Genomic DNA, 18,414 nt, shown 5'->3' on the forward strand with positions numbered 1-18,414 from the left:
GTTCCTGTAATAGTTAACAGATGAGGGTCGCCTACCCTACGGAAGGCCAGGCGTACCGAACTCAGTGCCATTCCAGGAAGGTCCCCCGTGTCCGTACTCGCTGCCGCCGGAACTGCGCCGTCGATCGCAACCCAAATGTTCGGCAGTGGACTGATCGGACTTCGTGAGGGGCTCGAAACCGGGATCGTCGTGATGATCCTCGTCGCCTTCCTCGTCAAAGCCGATCGCCGGGATGCACTCAAATGGGTGTGGCTGGGAGTCGGTGCTGCGGTCGCCATGGTCGCGGTCGTGTTCTTCGTCATTCACTACGGCACGTCGACGGTCACCGGTCTCACCGCCGAGATCATCGCCGGCCTCGCTTCCCTCGTCGCCGTCGCGATTGTCACAGCCATGGTCCTGTGGATGCGCACCGCAGCCAAGGACATCTCGGGCGAGCTGAAGGGCGGAATGGAACGTGCACTGACCGTCGGTCCGATTGCAGTTCTGACACTCGCCTTCTTCGCCGTCGGGCGCGAGGGAATCGAAACCGCGCTTCTCATGGTCGGATACGCCGAGAACACCAACGGCAGCCTGTGGCCGTTGCTCGGACTCCTCGTGGGCATCGTCATTGCGGCCATGCTGACGGTGTTCCTGTACTTCGGTGCGATTCGCATCAACTTCGCCGTGTTCTTCAAATACACCGGCATCTTCCTCATCGTCGTCGCCGCGGGGATTCTCGCCTACGGAATACGGGCCCTGCAGATCGGCGGAGTGCTTCCCGGTGGATCTTCGGTGGCGTTCGACGTCACCGCGCACTACGACGCCTCGAGCTGGTACGGCACCGTGCTAGCAGGCATCTTCAACTTCCGACCCGAGCCGACGGTCCTGCAAGCCGTCTGCTGGTTGGCATATCTCGTCATCGTCCTATTTCTCTTTCTCCGGCCGGTTCGCGTCCCCGCGACACCAGAGCCTGTTCTCCACGCTTCCGAAAGGCACTGAAGAAAATGCGTCGTACCACCTACGCTCTGGCAGCGGTTGCGGTTCTTCCGCTGGCTCTGGCCGGTTGTACCGAAAAATCGTCCTCCGAGGCGAGTGACGGGGACATCACGGTCACCGCCACCGACAGCGGATGTGACATCGGTGCCTCCGAAGGTGCCACCGGAAACTCCACCTTCCAGATCACGAACAACGGCAGCAAGGTCACCGAGTTCTATGTCTACGGCGAGGGTGATCGAGTCATGGGCGAGGTCGAGAACATCGGCCCCGGCCTGACACGCCAGCTCATCGTCGCGCTGCCCGACCCCGGCACGTACCAAACTGCATGCAAGGCAGGCATGGTGGGCGACGGTATCCGCGCAGACTTCGTCGTCAGCGGTTACGCCGTTCGCCAGGCCGACGACGACGGCCTGCTCGCGGAGGCCGCATCGGGTTACAAGCGCTACGTTGTCAGCCAGATCGATGCATTGCAGGAGACGACGGCAAGCTTCGTGGCAGCGGTCAAGGCCGGCGACGTCGAGGGCGCCAAGGCCCAGTTCCCCATCGCGCGTAGCTATTACGAGCGCATCGAGCCCGTCGCCGAGAGCTTCCCCGACGACCTCGATCCCCGCATCGACCTCCGCGAGCCCGACGTCGAGCCGGGCGCGGAATGGACCGGCTTCCACCGCATCGAGAAGGACCTGTGGGCGCAGGGACTGCAGCCGGACACCAACGCGATGGCCGATCAGCTGCAGGCCAACATCGACGAACTCGCCGAGAAGGTCAAGGCCGACGACTTCACCATCGACCCGATCCAGGTCGCCGGTGGCGCTCAGGGACTGCTCGACGAGGTAGCCAAGACCAAGATCAGCGGCGAAGAGGACTTCTTCTCGCACACCGACCTCTGGGACTTCCAGGCCAACGTCGACGGCGCGCAGGCCGCGATCGCCGCAGTGCGCCCGATCATCGACGAGCGTGAACCCGAACTCGGAACATCGATCGACACTCGCTTCGCCGAACTCGACGCCGAACTCGCCAAGTACCGTGTCGGCGACGGCTTCGTGTTCTACGACACCGTGACCGAACCACAGCGCCAAGAACTTTCGAACAAGATCGACGCATTGTCCGCCGAAGTGAGTCAGGTGCAGGGTGTCGTCGCGGGAGAGTAATAGCAAAGATTCGGCCGCCTCAGGCTTCTCCCGACGGCGCCTCTTCGGTGCCGTCGGGGCTGGGGCCGCGCTTGTCGGTGTCGGGGCCATCGCAGGCAACGCCACAGCAGCCGGTTCCGAGTCCCAGACGTCCGACGTCGTCGAATTCCGCGGTGACCATCAAGCAGGCATCGTCACGCCCGCACAGGACCGCATGCACTTCGTCGCCTTCGACATCACCACCGACTCGCGCGAGGACTTCGTCGCACTGCTCCGCAAGTGGACGGATATGGCCGAGCGACTGACCAAGGGCGAAGAAACATTCGAGGACGGCGCCGTCGGGGCAGGCGAGTACAAGCCACCGTCCGACACCGGCGAAGCCCTCGGCCTCGCAGCCTCATCACTGACCTTGACCATCGGATTCGGTCCAGGTTTGTTCGATCGGTTCGGTCTCGCAGACAAAAAGCCCGCTTCGTTGGCCGACCTCCAGCACTTCCCCGCCGACAACCTCGATCCTGCGCGATCGGGCGGCGACCTGTGTATTCAGGCATGTGCCAACGATCCTCAGGTTGCCGTGCACGCCATTCGCAACTTGGCTCGCGTCGGATTCGGGACGGTGTCGGTCAAGTGGTCGCAACTCGGTTTCGGACGCACCTCGTCGACGTCGACGGCTCAGGCCACGCCTCGAAACCTGTTCGGCTTCAAAGACGGAACTGCCAACCTCAAAGCCGAAGATCCGCAGATGCTGGACGAGAACGTCTGGGTCGATCCTGCCGACGACCAGGAGTGGATGGGTGGCGGCTCGTACCTCGTTGCACGAAGAATCCGTATGCTCATCGAGTCCTGGGACCGCACGACGCTCAAAGAGCAAGAGCGAGTAATCGGGCGTAGCAAGGGAACCGGCGCTCCACTGGGCCTGACCGACGAATTCGATGCGCTCGATCTCGATTCGAAGGGTCCGGACGGGCCCCTCATCGACGTCGACGCACACGTCCGGCTGGCGTCCAAAGAAGAGCTCGGCGGCATCCAGATCCTGAGGCGCGGCTACAACTTCACCGACGGATCCGACGGTTTCGGCCACCTCGACGCCGGACTCTTCTTCATCGCGTACTGCCGTGATCCGTTGACCCAGTTCGTGCCGCTGCAACTCGCACTGGCGCGAACGGACCTACTCAACGAGTACATCCAGCACGTCGGCTCCGCAGTCTTCGCGTGCCCACCGGGGCTCGGGGAATCGGAGTACTGGGGTTCTACATTGTTCGCGTAATCGCTTGAATGGCACATTCATACGATCAGATAGTTTGAATGCGCCATTCAAGCTGAGGGCGCGGGGCAGGCTGAGGGCGCGGGGCAGGCTGAGGGTGCGGGGCAAACTTACGCCCGCAGACCCCAGTTTTCGATCCACTCGATCGCGGAGAGCTGCCCGGGAACAGCCCCGCGATCCTTGGCCGATACTTCGGCACAACGGATACGCTCGGCGAACTCCAGCACCCGACGGCGGAGCAGATCCTCCGCACTCTCGCCCCCACTGCTGTGATCGAGGCCGATGTGCACTGTTCGCAGGTCGTCGGGCACCAACTCTGGCGGGAGACCTGCCTTGGACGCGCGCGCAATGACCTTCTGCGTCAATGCAAGTGCGGGCTGGGCCATCGCAATTCCGTCGAGGCAAGATCCGCGCGCCTTCTCTGCCGCCTTGCGTTCCTCCCACGCCCGTTCCTGAGCCGCGACGTCGATGGGTCCCGTCGAACCGTCGGTCAGGTGTGGTGTGCGGTGCGTCAGTTTCTCGACCAGACCAGCAGCGACATCGTCGACGTCGAAGCCGCCGTGTTCTGTGTCCTGAGCGATCCTCGAGTGGAACAGAACCTGCAGCAGGAGATCGCCCAGTTCTTCCTGCAGATCGACGAGGTTCCCACTGTGAATTGCGTCGAGCAACTCGTAGGTTTCCTCGAGGAGATAACCGCTCAATGAGGCATGCGTCTGTTGCGCTTCCCAGCCCCCGATCGTTCGGAGTCGATCCATCAGCACGACAGCTGCGATGAGATCGTCACCGGGGAGCTTCGGGGACGCGATGACCCAGTGGCCTCGCCGAATGCGCTCGAGGACATCACGATTACGTGGGTCGGTACTGACGAGCACGCCGCCGGAGTCGTCGGAACGTGCCGTTCCGGCGAATAGCCACCGAATACCGACGGGCACTTCCTCGGTAAATTCGACTACACCACTGAGGAATTCGACGGCCTCTGCGGGAACTTGACCGGGCCGAGTCGGGTCGAGCAGGACTACCGTCATCACACCCCCACAGTGTGCTCCAACAGAACCGATCGAGACGGCTTACTGTCGAGCGAAAGGATCAGGTCGGCAATGAACTGCACCAATTCGACGTCACGAACCCTGGCCGCTCCGACTCCCCCACCTTCGACGCGCGGTAGTGGCAGCTGTACGACGCCGGTGGTCGCACGGTACTGCGCGCTCGGGTAGAGACGCTTGAGCCGAATCTGCTTGGAATCGGGCAGATCCATCGGCGCCAGCTTGACCTGTGTACCAGCGACGTTGACGTCGGTGAGGTTGTATTCCTTCGCAATGAGCCGCAGCTTCGCGACGGAGACGAGCCTGCCGACTTCCTCGGGCAGCGGGCCGTAACGGTCCACCAACTCCTCGATGACGGCATTGATGGCTTCGGAATCCGCAGCAGCGGCCAGCTTTCGATATGCCTCGAGGCGAAGCCGATCACTGGTGACGTAGTCCGGCGGAATGTTGGCGTCGACAGGCAGGTCGATCCGAACTTCCTTGGGGGCCTCGTCGGTGGTGATCGGCTTCCCATCAGCGGCTGCCCGGTAGGCCTCGACAGCTTCTCCGACCAGTCTGACGTACAGGTCGAAACCGACACCGGCCACGTGCCCGGACTGTTCGGCGCCGAGAACGTTACCGGCACCACGAATTTCGAGATCCTTCATCGCCACCGCCATACCGGCACCCAGATCGGAGTTCTGCGAGATGGTGGACAGCCGGTCGTACGCCGTCTCGGTGAGCGGCTTCTCGGGCGGGTACAGGAAGTACGCGTAGCCACGTTCGCGACTACGCCCGACCCGACCACGAAGCTGGTGCAACTGCGAAAGGCCCAGCGAATCACTGCGTTCGACGATCAGGGTGTTCGCATTCGAGATATCGAGACCGGTTTCGATGATGGTGGTACAGACTAGTACGTCCGTTTCGCGTTCCCAGAACCCCTGCACGGTTCGCTCGAGGGTTTCCTCGTTCATCTGACCATGCGCGGTGGACACCCGAGCTTCCGGTACGAGGTCACGAATCTTTTTGGCTGCCTTGTCGATCGAGCTGACTCGGTTGTGCACGAAGAAGACCTGACCGTCACGGAGCAGTTCGCGCCTGATGGCCGCAGCGACCTGCTTGTCGTTGTAGGCACCCACATAGGTGAGTACCGGGTGACGCTCCTCCGGCGGAGTCAGAATCGTCGACATCTCTCGAATGCCGGCCAGGCTCATCTCCAGAGTACGAGGAATCGGCGTCGCCGACATGGTCAGGACATCGACGTGCGTACGCAGGGACTTGATGTGCTCTTTGTGCTCGACGCCGAATCGCTGCTCCTCGTCGACGATCACCAACCCCAGGTCTTTCCACGCCACACCGGTCTGCAGCAACCGGTGGGTACCGACGACGATATCGACCGTCCCGTCGGCGAGCCCGGCCATGACCAGCTTCGAGTCCGAACCGTGGGTGAAGCGAGAGAGCCCCTTGACCGTCACAGGGAAGGCCGCCATGCGCTCGGTGAAGGTCTGCAGATGCTGTTGCGCCAACAGGGTAGTCGGCACGAGTATCGCGACCTGCTTGCCGTCTTGGACTGCTTTGAAAGCGGCGCGAACAGCGATCTCGGTTTTGCCGTAACCGACGTCGCCGAGGATGACACGGTCCATCGGGACCGGCTTCTCCATGTCCGCCTTGACGTCGGTGATGGCCGTCATCTGGTCCATCGTCTCGGTGAACGCGAACGCGTCCTCCATTTCACGCTGCCATGGAGTATCCGGGCCGAAAGCATGGCCCGGCGCCGCCTGACGAGCCGCATACAGCTGCACGAGCTCTCCGGCGATCTCTCGAACAGCCTTGCGCGCCTTACGTTTCGTGTTCGACCAGTCCGAACCACCAAGCTTGCTCAGTGACGGCATTTCCCCGCCGACATAGCGGGAGAGCTGATCCAGGGAATCCATCGGCACGAACAATCGATCCCCCGGGTGCCCCCTCTTGCTGGGTGCATATTCCACGACGAGGTATTCGCGGCGAGCTCCACCGATGGTCCGCTCGACCATTTCGACGAACCGGCCGATACCGTGCTGATCGTGCACGACACTGTCGCCGGCCTTCAACGCAAGTGGATCGACCTGATTTCGCCTCTTGGCCGGTAGCTTTCGGCCCTCGGCGGCGGCAACGCGGTTACCCGTCAGGTCGCTTTCGGTGACGATCACAAGCTTCGCGTCGGGCAGGATCAGACCGGCGTGGAGAGAGGCACACAGGACGCTCACGACGTCGGGCAATGGCTCGGAACCCGAATCGATTGCGACAGCAGGCACTTCCGCCTCGCCGAGCCGTTCGATGATGCGCGTTGCGGTTCCCGCCCCCGCGACGGCGATCACAGCGCGACCGCCGGTGGAAACATGACCGCGAAGCATGGCAAAGAGTCCGGTGAGCAACTCCTCCGAGCCACGGACCTCGGGTACGGTCTCGACGGCCAACTCGACCTCGGTCTCGCTCCCCGAAGCCAGTGGGCTGATGGTCCACCACGGCCGCCCGAGCGCCTGCGCCGATTCGCGGATCTGGCGTAGCGAACGGTATGCGGACGCTCCGAGGTCGAGACTCGCCCCGCCCAGACCGGTGGTGTCCACGGTCGAGGTGTCGAGCGGTGCCGCTCCGCCCACGGACGCCGCCGTCCACGACGCTTCGAGGAACTCCTGGCCGGTTCGGACCAAATCAGTTGCACGCGTGCGAATTCGCTCGGGATCGCACAGCAGGACATGCGCACCCTTCGGCAGCACATCGGCCAGCAGCTCGAGCTCACCGGGCTGCAGCAGCGGAAGCAACGCCTCCATGCCTTCCACCGGCACCCCGGCAGACATCTTGTCCAACATCTCCACCAGCGCCGCGTCGGCCTGATTGTCGCCGGCGAGCACCGCCGCACGATCACGAACATCCTGAGTGAGAATCAGTTCACGGCACGGGGGTGCGATGACCGACTCGACGACGACATCGGGCAGGGAACGCTGATCGGCCACGGAGAAGGCCCGGAGTTCGGTGACCTCGTCACCCCAGAACTCGACACGCACCGGATGATCGGCCGTCGGGGAAAAGATGTCGAGGATCCCACCACGGACGGCGAACTCGCCGCGTTTGCCGACCATGTCCACTCGGGTGTACGCCAACTCGACGAGTCGGTGGATCAGGCCGACGAAGTCGATCTCGACGCCCACCTTCAATCCGATCGGCTCGATCTCCCCGAGCCCCGGGGCCATCGGCTGAACGAGCGATCGCACCGTGGTGACGATGACCTGGAGAGGTGGACCGTAATCCTGGTCGTCCGGCCGTGCGAGCCGACGCAGCACTTCGAGTCTGCGGCCGACGGTGTCCGCACTGGGTGATAGCCGCTCGTGCGGCAACGTCTCCCATGATGGAAACTGCGCCACCGAGTCGCCGAACATCTGGCCGAGTTCAGCGGTGAGGTCGTCGGCTTCACGTCCCGTCGCGGTGACGACGAGCACCTGTGCCTGCTGCGCGATCGCGGCAGCGACGAACGGCCGTGAGGAGTTCGGCGCGACGAGCGTGTATTCCGCAGTCCCGACGGCCTCGCTGACGGTCATCAAGGCGGAATCTGCCAGAGCGACGCGCGCGACGCCCGACAGGTGAAGCGAGGAATCGGAAGACAACAGCAGGGCTCCTGAACGAAGGACGACACGAAGGTAATCCGGTTCGAAAGCGCACCACAATCATGGCGAACGGAACAAACCGGCGGTCGCAAACAATTCTATGGGAGCAGACCGACCCGGCGACGGCTGGGCAGGCCCATCGAGCCGGGGTGCTAGTGCCGGATCACCCGTCTCGCCGCAAATTCGCGGAAGTAGTCGAGCTTGCCTGCCGTGACGAGCGAAGGAAGGAGGTAGTACCAGAGGCGCTCCATGCGTGACGGCAACTCCTCGGTGGTTCCGGTAGCGACGGCAACCATGTGCACGCCGGTAAGGATCTCGAGAACGAGAGATCCGATGGTGTTCGGGTCGGCATCCTGTTCGATATCGCCCTGCTTGATCGCCTTGGCTGCAAGTGCGTCGAATGCAACGCTCCAGCCGGCCATGACATTGCCCTTGGTGCCGCTGTAATCACCGATCTGGTGGCTCAGACGCATCATCGCCGAGACCATGGGGTCGGTGACCGACATGTCGACCACGATGTACGAGATGCCGATGGCAGCTTCGAGAGCCGGGATGCGGCCGTCGTTGAATTGCTGGCACGCAGCGGTGAGCCTGGCGTTACCCTCGTCGATCACGGCACGCGCGAGTTCTTCCTTCGAGCCGAAGTGGAAGTAGAGAGCACCCTTGGTGACCTGAGATTGAGAGATGATTTCGCTGAGACTCGCGTTCGCGTATCCGAGACGCAGAAACACGTTTGCTGCACCGGACAACACCGTATCGCGAGTAATCTCAGCGCGGGCCTGTCTGACCATTCGATCCGCCTTAGGAATACTGGGACTGCCATTGCGCAATGCTGCGAACGGTACCATCCAGTGGTTTTCGCGCCTCGGTCAACTTGCTAACGGTCCGTACAACTAAATCCAGCATCTGTGACGTAACTCTCAGTGCCACAAAATTGACCCTACCCGCTCTTTCGGGCGGTAGTGCGAAAATCGACCGCTCATTTGCCGCCCAATTGCGGCGCAGCCTCCAGATTGGTCAATCCGTTCCAACACAAGTTGACAACGTGAGCCGCAACAACTTCTTTCGAGGGTTCTCGCACGTCGAGCCACCATTGGGCCGTCATCGAGACCATTCCGACCAGCGCCTGCGCATACAAGGGGGCAAACCCTGCGTCGAACCCGCGCCGCGTGAAGTCGCCTGCCAGAATGTGGCCTACCTGAGACACGGCATCGTTCAACAACGACGAGTACTTGCCATCGGCAACCGCGGCGACCGGTGAATCCCGAACCAGAATTCGAAAGCCGTCGGTGCGGTCCTCCACATAGGTAAGCAGGGCCAGAGCGACTAGCTCGACGCGGACTCGGGAGCGATTCTGTTCCAGCGAAGACGTGATCATCTGCAGCAACGTCGACATCTCTCGATCGACGATCACCGCATACAGGCCCTCTTTCCCGCCGAAGTGTTCGTACACGACGGGCTTGGACACGTGTGCCCGACCTGCGATTTCTTCCACCGACGTCGCCTCGTACCCGCGCTCGGCGAACAGGGACCTCCCGATCTCGATCAATTGCTCACGTCGCTGCGTCCCCGTCATACGAACGCGCGGTACCCGCTCGGGTTCGGACAAAATGCCTCCCACCGAAATTCTTCGCTCGCTTGCTTGCAAGGAGCCTCGTTCGGCAAGCCTAGTGCTCAATTTTGGGCGCGGTTCGACTGGCAACTACCGTTCATGCGAGACTCGTTGCGCTCGGTGGGAGAGCCGCGGCCGTAGACCTGATTCACAAAGGTATTCGGTCACCGGAGAAACCGCTGGTCCACGATCCGCCGTGGTGTAATGGCAGCACCTCTGATTTTGGTTCAGATAGTTCAGGTTCGAGTCCTGGCGGCGGAGCGAGAAGAATTTCTGTCGAAAAAGTAACCAGCAATTCGCAAGGAGCTCAGTTGCCGTTGCACACCGCCGTGGTCGTTCTCGCAGCGGGAGCAGGCACCCGAATGCGGTCCAAGACTCCCAAAGTCCTCCACCCCCTCGCCGGCCGCACAATGCTTGCCCACGCTTTGCATGCCGCTGCCGATCTGGGGCCGGACTACCTGGTCACCGTCGTCGGACATGATCGTGAGCGAGTAACGGAATCGGTCGACGAGTTGAGCGTCGAACTCGGACGCACCATCTCCACCTCCGTACAGAACGAACAACTCGGTACCGGTCACGCAGTGCAGTGCGGTTTACGTTCGCTACCGGACGACTTCGAGGGCACCGTCCTCGTCACTGCAGCCGACGTCCCCCTTCTCGACGGCCACACGCTCAAAGCGTTGCTCGACGAGCATCTGAGCGCACCCAAGCCTGCCGCTGCGACGGTCCTCACATTCGTGCCGGCCGACGCCAACGGATACGGCCGAATCGTACGTACCGCCGACGGTGAAATAGCCGAAATCGTCGAGCATGCCGACGCGAGCCCGGCACAGGTCCGAATCGACGAGGTCAATTCCGGGGTCTACGCGTTCGATGCCGCTGCACTGCGAACTGCGCTGGGCAAACTGAGCACCCAGAACGCGCAGCACGAGCTGTACCTGACCGATGTGGTCAAGATCAGCAAGAACAGCGGCCTGGCGGTCTACGGCACTCAGCTCGCTGATCCGGACCTGGTTCTGGGTGTCAACGACCGAGTTCAGCTCGCCCGCGTCACCGCAATCTTCAACCGCCACATCATCGAGCGACACATGCGCGCAGGCGTCACCGTCGTCGATCCCGCCACTACCTGGATCGACGTCGATGTCACTCTCGGCGCGGATGTCCGTCTCGAACCCGGCGTCCAGTTGTTGGGAAGCACTCACATCGGCGAGGACACCGTCATCGGACCCGACTCCACGCTCCGAGACGTCGTCGTCGGCGAGCGCGCGTCGGTGGTGCGGACCCAAGCCGATCTCGCCACCATCGGCTCCGGTGCCACTGTTGGACCGTTCGCATACTTACGTCCAGGGTCCGACATCGGGAACTGCGCCAAGGTGGGAACCTTCGTCGAAACCAAGAATTCGACAATCGGAAACCACTCGAAGGTGCCGCACCTGACCTACGTCGGCGACGCGACCATCGGTGAGCACTCCAATATCGGCGCGTCGAGTGTTTTCGTGAACTACGACGGCGTCGACAAGAACCGCACCATCGTCGGTTCGCACGTCCGGACGGGATCGGACAATATGTTCGTCGCCCCGGTCCGAGTAGGTGACGGGGCCTACACCGGAGCCGGGACAGTGCTCCGACACGATGTACCCCCGGGGGCGCTCGCCGTCTCCGCGGGTTCCCAGCGCAACATCGAGGGCTGGGTCGAAAAGAAACGGCCAGGAACGGCGGCGGCGGAAGCTGCTGTTCGGGCTGTGGCTGCCAAGTCGACAAACGCGCACGAATCAAAGGATGGCGAACAGCAGTGACCACCCCCAATTGGATCGACAACCAGAAGAACCTCATGCTCTTCTCGGGTCGAGCACATCCAGAGCTTGCCGAGCAGGTGGCAAAGGAACTGGGAATCGGCCTGACCCCGCAGACCGCACGCGACTTCGCCAACGGTGAGATCTTCGTTCGCTTCGAGGAATCGGTCCGCGGATCCGACGCCTTCGTTCTGCAGAGTCACCCGTTCCCGCTGAACACGTGGCTGATGGAACAACTGATCATGATCGACGCGCTCAAGCGCGGATCGGCCAAGCGCATCACCGCAATTCTGCCGTTCTACCCGTACGCCCGCCAGGACAAGAAGCACCGCGGACGCGAGCCCATCTCCGCGCGTCTGGTCGCCGACCTTCTCAAGACTGCCGGCGCCGATCGCATCATCACCGTCGATCTGCACACCGACCAGATTCAAGGCTTCTTCGACGGCCCCGTCGACCACATGCATGCGCACAGCCAGTTGGCCGATCACATTCGGAGCAAGTACAGCCTCGAACACATCACCGTCGTCTCCCCCGACTCTGGGCGCGTTCGCGTTGCCGAGAAATGGGCCGACAGCTTCGGCGGCGCACCGCTGGCGTTCATTCACAAGACACGCGATCCGTTGGTGCCCAATCAGGTCAAGTCGAACCGCGTCGTCGGAGACGTCGAAGGACGCACCTGCATCCTGATCGACGACATGATCGACACCGGTGGAACGATCGCGGGAGCCGTGAAGGTGCTAAAGGAAGCCGGAGCCGGTGACGTCGTCATCGCAGCCACCCACGGCGTCCTCAGCAGCCCCGCCGCCGAACGTCTCGCAGAATGCGGGGCAAAGGAAGTTGTCGTCACCAACACCCTCCCGATCAGCGAAGACAAGCACTTCGAAACACTCACCGTGCTTTCCATCGCGCCTCTGCTTGCTCGCACCATCCGCGAGGTCTTCGAAAACGGTTCGGTGACAAGCCTCTTCAACGGCGTCGCGTAGCACCCAGCACTATCTGGTTGTTCCGCAGGCTCAGTTTCGTCACACCCGCTCCGCCATCTCTCCCCCACTGCATGAACTTGGTCACTAACAGGTTCGAAAACCGCAGTTCGACAGGGAGGGGTGTGCGGGGCGGGTTTCGTTGTAACCTAGGATGACTCGTCGTGATCGACGCACAAACTATGGACAGCCCGACCGCAACTTCTACCGTCCGAATCGCCCGCTGGACTCCGGGCGCGTGCGTGTGGTGTGGGAGCACCGATTCGATCGAAATGTATCGAAACGAGCCACGCTGCGGCCAGTGCCGCGAACACGAAGCCATCATCGATGAGGCCAAGCACTTCATCGGAATGTATGGTTTGCGCCCCCTCGGCGGGACCCTCGCGTCCGAAGACGAGGAAGAGCGCGAGTACCGCGTCACTGCTCGCGACGCACGTGAGGTTCTCAATCGCATCCGCCTCGAGAAGCTTCCCGATCCTGCCGCCGTGCGCAAAGCTTTGCGGCCCAGGGCAGCTGCCGCAGTTGCCGCAGCCCCGACGTCGGCATCTGCATCGGGGAAAGCCGCCCCCAAGAAATCCCAGGCAGGTGTGAGCAGTGTCGACCTGATCGAACTTCAGTCACGTGGACAGAAACTCCTCGAGCAGTTGGCGAGCATCGACGAGAAGATCGCCGCACTCGACGGTAGCTCCGGATTGCCGGCCCGTGCGCGGCTCAAGGACCTCACCAGTCAGCGGACAAGTGTGATGGGCACACTGGGCGCGCTCGAAAAGGCTCGCCGCCGTACCAGCTGAGACTTCCCCTCCCTCCGCACACCGAAGCATGTGTGTTCGAGGGAGGGTGGCACACAGGGGGTAGTCGCGTTGCCGGTCGAAAAAGAAACCGAGCACTCACCGGCATCGCCTCACCTGCAGTGTCGGTACACCCGAGTCGAGGCTCAGGAACCTTCGGGCACCGACACAACTACCTCGTTGCGACGCCGGAATGCCAGCGTCCAGGGCGGATCATAGAACCACGTCATCGGCTCGTTCGACATCTCGATGTTGTGGGCGCGCAGCACTTCTGACAATTTCTCGATCTGCGGCGCAACGTTGTCCCGACCACGGCCACCGCTGAAGCGCAGCACGGCGACCGTCTCCGCCGGAACCTCGACCAACTTCACGCGGTCGTCATTGGGCGTCGGCAACGTGTCCATCGTCCAAGTGGACGGCATGAAAAACCGGATTACCCAACTGTCGCCGTCGGCGCTGCTCGACACCGGTGCGGTCATCGCGATCCGTTGGGAGTCGGCGGACGATTGACTGACGGGCGCGGTCATGGCGACCTTCTGCGAGCCCGTGTTGCCACCGAAGATGTAACCGGCCAGGCGACGGAACCCGTCCCGGCGTGCTTGTTCTTCGTCGGCATGGACCGTGGTCGATGCCGCAATTCGCGGGTCGTAGCGACGAATTTCCACCTCATCGGTCAGTCGCCGACTGGTGTGAGCGGGTTCCTCAGTGCCGACGCGAACACCGACGATGCCCAAGCCTGACTCGGCCACCTGAGCGATAGTGGACACAATTTTGTTCGACATAGTCCAGTCCGATCTTTATCGCGTGGTACCTACCTCATTACTACCAGCGCCGACCACGGACCGTCGGGACGAGAGATGCGGGCGGGAAAGGTTCAGCGGCCGCGACGAGCAAGGATCAGCGCAAATCGTTCCTGCGGGTCCGTCCAGAACTGGTCGACACCGAAGCCTGCGTCGGCCAGTTCTGCCGTTATCCCCTCTTGCCGGAATTTGGCCGAGATCTCGGTGCGCAACTCCTCGCCCTTGGCGAATTCGATATCGAGGGCGAGATCCGCGATGACAATGTGCTGAGCCTCCTTCGCACGAAGGCGCATTTCGATCCACTCGTTGTCCGCATCCCACACCGCAACGTGTTCGAACTGGGAGCGATCGAAATTCGCCCCTAGCCGATCGTTGAGTACCGACAGCACGTTCACGTTGAACTCTGCCGTCACACCCGCTGCATCGTCGTATGCCGGGACCAGAACATCCGGGTCGATGACGAGGCCCACTCCGAGGACAAGAAATTCATCGGCTATCAGTGCACTGGCTATGTCGGACAGGAACCCCGCGCGCTCCTCGGGAGTCAAATTACCGAGTGTGCCGCCGAGGAAGGCGATGGTTCTCCGCCCGTCGGCGGGCAGATTCTGCAAGGTGTCCGTGAAGTCGCTGACGATCCCATGGACTTCGAGCGCAGGAAATTCGCGCGAAATCTGCTCGATTGCGCCGGACAACGCCGACGGCGAGACATCCTGCGGAACGTACTTTGCAAGCGAGCCATGTTTGATTCCGGCCTCGATCAGCAATCTGGTCTTCTCCGAAGAACCGGAACCGAGTTCGACGAGGATCGCCGCGTCGGTGCGCTCGGCGATGTCTTGTGCATGGGCCTCGATGAGTGCCCGCTCGGTTCGAGTCGGGTAGTACTCGGGCAACTCGGTGATCCGCTCGAACAATTCACTGCCGGTGGCATCGTAGAACCACTTGGGCGAGAGCCACTTCGGCGACGCAGTCAGACCCTGCCTCACATCCGATCGCAAGTCCTCCAGTAACCGTTCCGGCGAGATGTGGACATCCAACGCACTATCTGACACGAAAATGCTCCTTCAATCGAGGTCGGTGATATCGAGGTAGCCGGGCCGGGCCACCACGAACTGGTGATCCGAAATCGGTTCCCACGACGGATCGTCGTCCAGCGGTTCGGACGCGAGGGTGACCGTGTCTTCGCCTCGCAGTACGGACAACGAGTGATAGACGGTGGTGGCATAGAGCGTCTGCCCGTCGGAGAGCAGAAGATTCAGCCGCGGACTCGGCGAAACGGATTCGACGCGGTTCACCAGGATGCGCAACGCCTTATCCGGTTCGTGGTCACGAAGAAGGTTTTGCAGGATGACCCACAATGCTGCCGAATCCGTCGGTGCCGGTAGACGCAGGAGGTCCGCCAACGGCACTTGCTCGGCGAGGTCCGTCATCACCTCCGGCCAACCGAAGACGACACCGTTGTGACTGAATGCCCAGGTGCCGTCCGTGAACGGGGCACACGCACTGCGCTCCACCGGCATTCCGACGGTCGCCGAGCGCACTGCCGCAACGATCGCCGTCGACCGTGCGTCGACGAGGACCTCGTCGATAGCTGGGTCCGACCAGATCGGCATCGGATTTCGGTAGCGGCGCACGGTATCTGCATCCCACCACGCGGCACCGAAGCCGTCGGCATTGATGGTGCCCCCGCCCCGCATGTCCTTGGGCGCCCACGATTGAACACGCAGCGAATTGCTACCCACCGTCACAGCGTCAGCTACGCTACGCTGCGGGCCGAGGTAACCGAGATGACGACACATTCAGCGTGACTCGACATCGCGTGCGCACCGAAAGCCGGCAAAGATCTGCCTACGAATCGGGTGGTCCCAATTCCGGAACGTGCCTCGGCAGGCGACCTCGTCGGTACCGAACGAACCGCCGCGCAACACCTTGTAGTCACCGCGGAGGAACACCTCGGAATATTCGGCATACGGAAAGGGCTCGAATCCCGGGTAGGGCTCCAGATCCGAAGACGTCCACTCCCACATGTCACCGATGAGTTGCTGCACACCCTGCGGTGTCGCCCCCGCTGGATAGGCCCCGATGTCGGCCGGTTCCAGATGCCGCTGACCCAAATTTGCGTGGGATGGCGTCGGCTCTGCATCTCCCCACGGATACTTGCGGACCGAGCCGGTCGACGAGTCGAAACGCGCCGCCTTCTCCCACTCGGCCTCGGTCGGTAAGCGCTTGCCTGCCCAGCGCGCGTACGCCTCCGCCTCGAAGAAGCCGACGTGAACCACAGGCTGGCTCGGTCGAATCGGGGCCGTGACACCGAATCGGCGGCGCCACCACGCACCACCTGCGTCACGCTCCCAGAACAACGGCGCTCGAAGTCCCTCGGCGATCCGGTGTGACCAACCGCGCTCGCTCCACAGATCTTCTCGGTCGTAACCACCGTCTTCGATGAAGTCCACATACCGACCGTTGGTGACCGGTGCGACGTCGAGGGCGAACGTGGGAACGAACACCGAGTGCGCCGGCCGTTCGATGTCGAGTGCCCACGGATCGAAAGTGGTGCCCATCGTGAACGGGCCGCCCTCGATCACGACCTCGCCCGTCGCTTCGACGGTCGGGGCGGGAGGCTCGGGCGCCGACAGGACCGCCGGCCCAAGCCGAAGCTGGTGCGTCGCAAGCATCGTCTCGTCGTGCTGCTGTTCGTGCTGTGCAACCATGCCGAACGCGAATGCATCTTGCTCGAGTCTGCGCCCGTCGAGCGGGCTGGACGAGAGAATGTCCCACACCTTCTCTCGCACGGTGCCGATGTAGGCACGAGCTTCATCCGGTGACAAAAGAGGCAGCGACCGGCGGCTCGAACGCGAGTGCTTGAACGCGTCATACAGCTCGTCGATGTCCCGGCGAACCGGATCACGGCCGCCGACGTCGCGGACGAGCCACAATTCCTCCTGATTGCCGATGTGCGCGAGGTCCCACACCAACGGGCTCATCAGTGGCGAGTGCTGCGCGGTCAGCTCTTTTTCGTCGACACTCTCGGTCAGCAGCGCACTACGTGCACGACTACGGGTAAGCACGGCCTCGACTCGATCACGAAGCTGCTCGACTGTCATGACACCGTCTCCTTGCTCATGGAATGGCCCGCGTTGATCGAACGGGCCACTGCGTCTCCTGGTTCGGGCGACTCCCCCCGGCGACATCGCTCAGAGGCCGCTGACAACGAGCCCCCGTGATCACCTCCCGCGCTTGCAGACAACCGCAGCAGCTCGACGGCAGTCTCACGTAGGTCGGCATCCGCCAACCCGAACTGTGCGGCATCGATCCATCGGCCTGCAGTCCGGTGCGCGAGCGCGGTTGCCGCTTCGACGACGTCCGGAGTCGACAACAACGATTCGAACGCGGACGCCGGAACGACCCATTGCCCGTCGGGTTGGGCGTCGAGGTAACGAATCTCGAGGTGTCCGCAGGCGCGGACGTGCGGAAACAGTGTGGTCAGGTGGTAGTCGAGGTCGGCAGTGGTCGGCTGCCTTTCGGCCAGTTCAGCGACATCTCCTGCAAGCCAATCCGCAAACGTCGATCCGAACGGCGCCTCCCAGCTTTCCCCTTCGCTACGAATGCACAGCAGCGGAACGTCGAGCGCCCATTTCGCATAGTCCGCAATGGGATCACCGGTGGCGGGAACTTCGGTACGACTGTCATCGAGTTCGAGCCAGGTACGCATGCGTTGCGACGCCCAGGTGCCTTTCGGTGCGCCCCGTAGACGAGGCGAGGAAGCGAACGCGGCCACGAATGCGGGACCGACGGCCTCCAACATCTCCCACCGTGCAGCGACCTCGGCACGATCGACTCCTGCGTCGACGCTGACCTGAGCTGCCGCGGTGTTGCACATCATCAGCTTTCCGAACGGGCCGATGGTGGTGAAGCGATTTTCCATTGCGCAGTAGCGCGGCAGGACCAGCACTCTGCGCGCTTCACGCTCGGTGTCTGCGGGCATCGATGCCATATAGATGCCGCCCGCTTCCATGACGGCGGTGACTACACGGGAGTCCGAATCCAACGCGCTCTGCAGTTCGGTCACCGACGCATGCGGTGAGCTGGAGAGTTCGATCTGGCCGCCCGGTTCGATGGTGACGGCGCTTCCGCCCGGCAACGTCAGGGCGGGTGAATCAGGTGCGATGCTGCGCGGTGCGTAGTCCCCCAGCGCGGCGGCAAGATGTTCGAGGGACGGTCTGTCTCCGTCCGCGGCAAAAGTCAACCATTCCAATTCGGCACCGATGAGCTGAGGCGGCCCGAGCTTGAAGCAGACCCGCGACACATAGGCCTCGGCCGCAGGCCGAGAACTCAGCCCGAGCGACTTCTCGTTGGACGACAAAAGTGCCTCCTCGCATGACCCGTGCTTCTGTACAAAGGTGGATCGGACTACC

At 62.5% G+C, this 18,414-nt stretch carries 15 protein-coding genes and 1 tRNA gene; 7 read left to right on the top strand and 9 right to left on the bottom strand.

Annotated elements, in window-relative coordinates; genetic code table 11:
• Positions 1-87: 87 nt before the first annotated feature.
• The 3 genes from efeU to efeB are packed head-to-tail and all read left to right on the top strand — an operon-like array spanning position 88 to position 3,369.
• Positions 88-978 carry an iron uptake transporter permease EfeU gene (efeU, locus tag O1W68_RS00600; RefSeq protein WP_269300975.1) on the top strand — a complete coding sequence of 297 codons (891 nt, stop codon included), beginning with the start codon at positions 88-90 and terminating at the stop codon, positions 976-978.
• Between the two features lie 5 nt (positions 979-983).
• Positions 984-2,123 carry an iron uptake system protein EfeO gene (gene efeO / locus O1W68_RS00605; RefSeq protein WP_269300976.1) on the top strand — a complete coding sequence of 380 codons (1,140 nt, stop codon included), beginning with the start codon at positions 984-986 and terminating at the stop codon, positions 2,121-2,123.
• Positions 2,104-3,369, top strand: a complete 1,266-nt coding sequence (gene efeB / locus O1W68_RS00610) for an iron uptake transporter deferrochelatase/peroxidase subunit (RefSeq protein WP_269300977.1) — start codon at positions 2,104-2,106, stop codon at positions 3,367-3,369. Before efeO ends, efeB begins: the two co-directional genes overlap by 20 nt.
• Positions 3,370-3,476: 107 nt before the next feature.
• Here the strand turns inward: efeB and O1W68_RS00615 are convergent, their stop codons facing one another.
• From O1W68_RS00615 to O1W68_RS00630, 4 genes are all read right to left on the bottom strand, one after another.
• Positions 3,477-4,391 carry a MazG family protein gene (locus O1W68_RS00615; protein WP_269301742.1) on the bottom strand — a complete coding sequence of 305 codons (915 nt, stop codon included), beginning with the start codon at positions 4,389-4,391 and terminating at the stop codon, positions 3,477-3,479.
• Entirely contained in the window at positions 4,391-7,963 is a 3,573-nt protein-coding gene (mfd, locus tag O1W68_RS00620; RefSeq protein WP_269301743.1) for a transcription-repair coupling factor, read from the bottom strand. Before mfd ends, O1W68_RS00615 begins: the two co-directional genes overlap by 1 nt.
• Before the next feature lie 218 nt (positions 7,964-8,181).
• The gene (locus O1W68_RS00625; protein ID WP_269300978.1) at positions 8,182-8,820 is read right to left on the bottom strand and encodes a ScbR family autoregulator-binding transcription factor; all 639 of its coding nucleotides are present in this window, start codon (positions 8,818-8,820) and stop codon (positions 8,182-8,184) included.
• 188 nt (positions 8,821-9,008) lie between these two features.
• Positions 9,009-9,605 (bottom strand): TetR/AcrR family transcriptional regulator, encoded by a 597-nt coding sequence (locus O1W68_RS00630; protein WP_269301744.1) that lies wholly within the window; start codon positions 9,603-9,605, stop codon positions 9,009-9,011.
• A gap of 226 nt (positions 9,606-9,831) precedes the next feature.
• On the opposite strand from O1W68_RS00630, the gene O1W68_RS00635 reads away from it, so the two are divergent.
• From O1W68_RS00635 to O1W68_RS00650, 4 genes are all read left to right on the top strand, one after another.
• A tRNA-Gln gene (locus O1W68_RS00635) sits at positions 9,832-9,902 on the top strand.
• Between the two features lie 50 nt (positions 9,903-9,952).
• Positions 9,953-11,437, top strand: a complete 1,485-nt coding sequence (glmU, locus tag O1W68_RS00640) for a bifunctional UDP-N-acetylglucosamine diphosphorylase/glucosamine-1-phosphate N-acetyltransferase GlmU (protein ID WP_269300979.1) — start codon at positions 9,953-9,955, stop codon at positions 11,435-11,437.
• Positions 11,434-12,417: a ribose-phosphate diphosphokinase gene (locus tag O1W68_RS00645; RefSeq protein WP_269300980.1), complete on the top strand. Its 984-nt coding sequence runs from the start codon at positions 11,434-11,436 to the stop codon at positions 12,415-12,417. Before glmU ends, O1W68_RS00645 begins: the two co-directional genes overlap by 4 nt.
• Positions 12,418-12,578: 161 nt before the next feature.
• Positions 12,579-13,205 carry a hypothetical protein gene (locus O1W68_RS00650; protein WP_247596169.1) on the top strand — a complete coding sequence of 209 codons (627 nt, stop codon included), beginning with the start codon at positions 12,579-12,581 and terminating at the stop codon, positions 13,203-13,205.
• Between the two features lie 143 nt (positions 13,206-13,348).
• Here O1W68_RS00650 and O1W68_RS00655 read toward each other — a convergent pair whose 3' ends face one another.
• From O1W68_RS00655 to egtA, 5 genes are all read right to left on the bottom strand, one after another.
• Positions 13,349-13,984, bottom strand: a complete 636-nt coding sequence (locus O1W68_RS00655) for an SOUL family heme-binding protein (RefSeq protein WP_269300981.1) — start codon at positions 13,982-13,984, stop codon at positions 13,349-13,351.
• Between the two features lie 92 nt (positions 13,985-14,076).
• Positions 14,077-15,051, bottom strand: coding sequence for an L-histidine N(alpha)-methyltransferase (gene egtD, locus O1W68_RS00660; protein ID WP_269300982.1), 975 nt, complete (start codon positions 15,049-15,051; stop codon positions 14,077-14,079).
• Positions 15,052-15,063: 12 nt separating this feature from the next.
• The gene (egtC, locus tag O1W68_RS00665; protein ID WP_269300983.1) at positions 15,064-15,798 is read right to left on the bottom strand and encodes an ergothioneine biosynthesis protein EgtC; all 735 of its coding nucleotides are present in this window, start codon (positions 15,796-15,798) and stop codon (positions 15,064-15,066) included.
• The gene (egtB, locus tag O1W68_RS00670) at positions 15,799-17,103 is read right to left on the bottom strand and encodes an ergothioneine biosynthesis protein EgtB (RefSeq protein ID WP_269300984.1); all 1,305 of its coding nucleotides are present in this window, start codon (positions 17,101-17,103) and stop codon (positions 15,799-15,801) included.
• The gene (egtA, locus tag O1W68_RS00675) at positions 17,100-18,362 is read right to left on the bottom strand and encodes an ergothioneine biosynthesis glutamate--cysteine ligase EgtA (RefSeq protein ID WP_269300985.1); all 1,263 of its coding nucleotides are present in this window, start codon (positions 18,360-18,362) and stop codon (positions 17,100-17,102) included. The genes egtB and egtA overlap by 4 nt, the downstream gene beginning before the upstream one ends.
• Positions 18,363-18,414 lie beyond the last annotated feature (52 nt).

It is taken from the genome of Rhodococcus sp. H36-A4 (assembly GCF_027158005.1).
Taxonomy (GTDB): Bacteria; Actinomycetota; Actinomycetes; order Mycobacteriales; family Mycobacteriaceae; genus Rhodococcoides.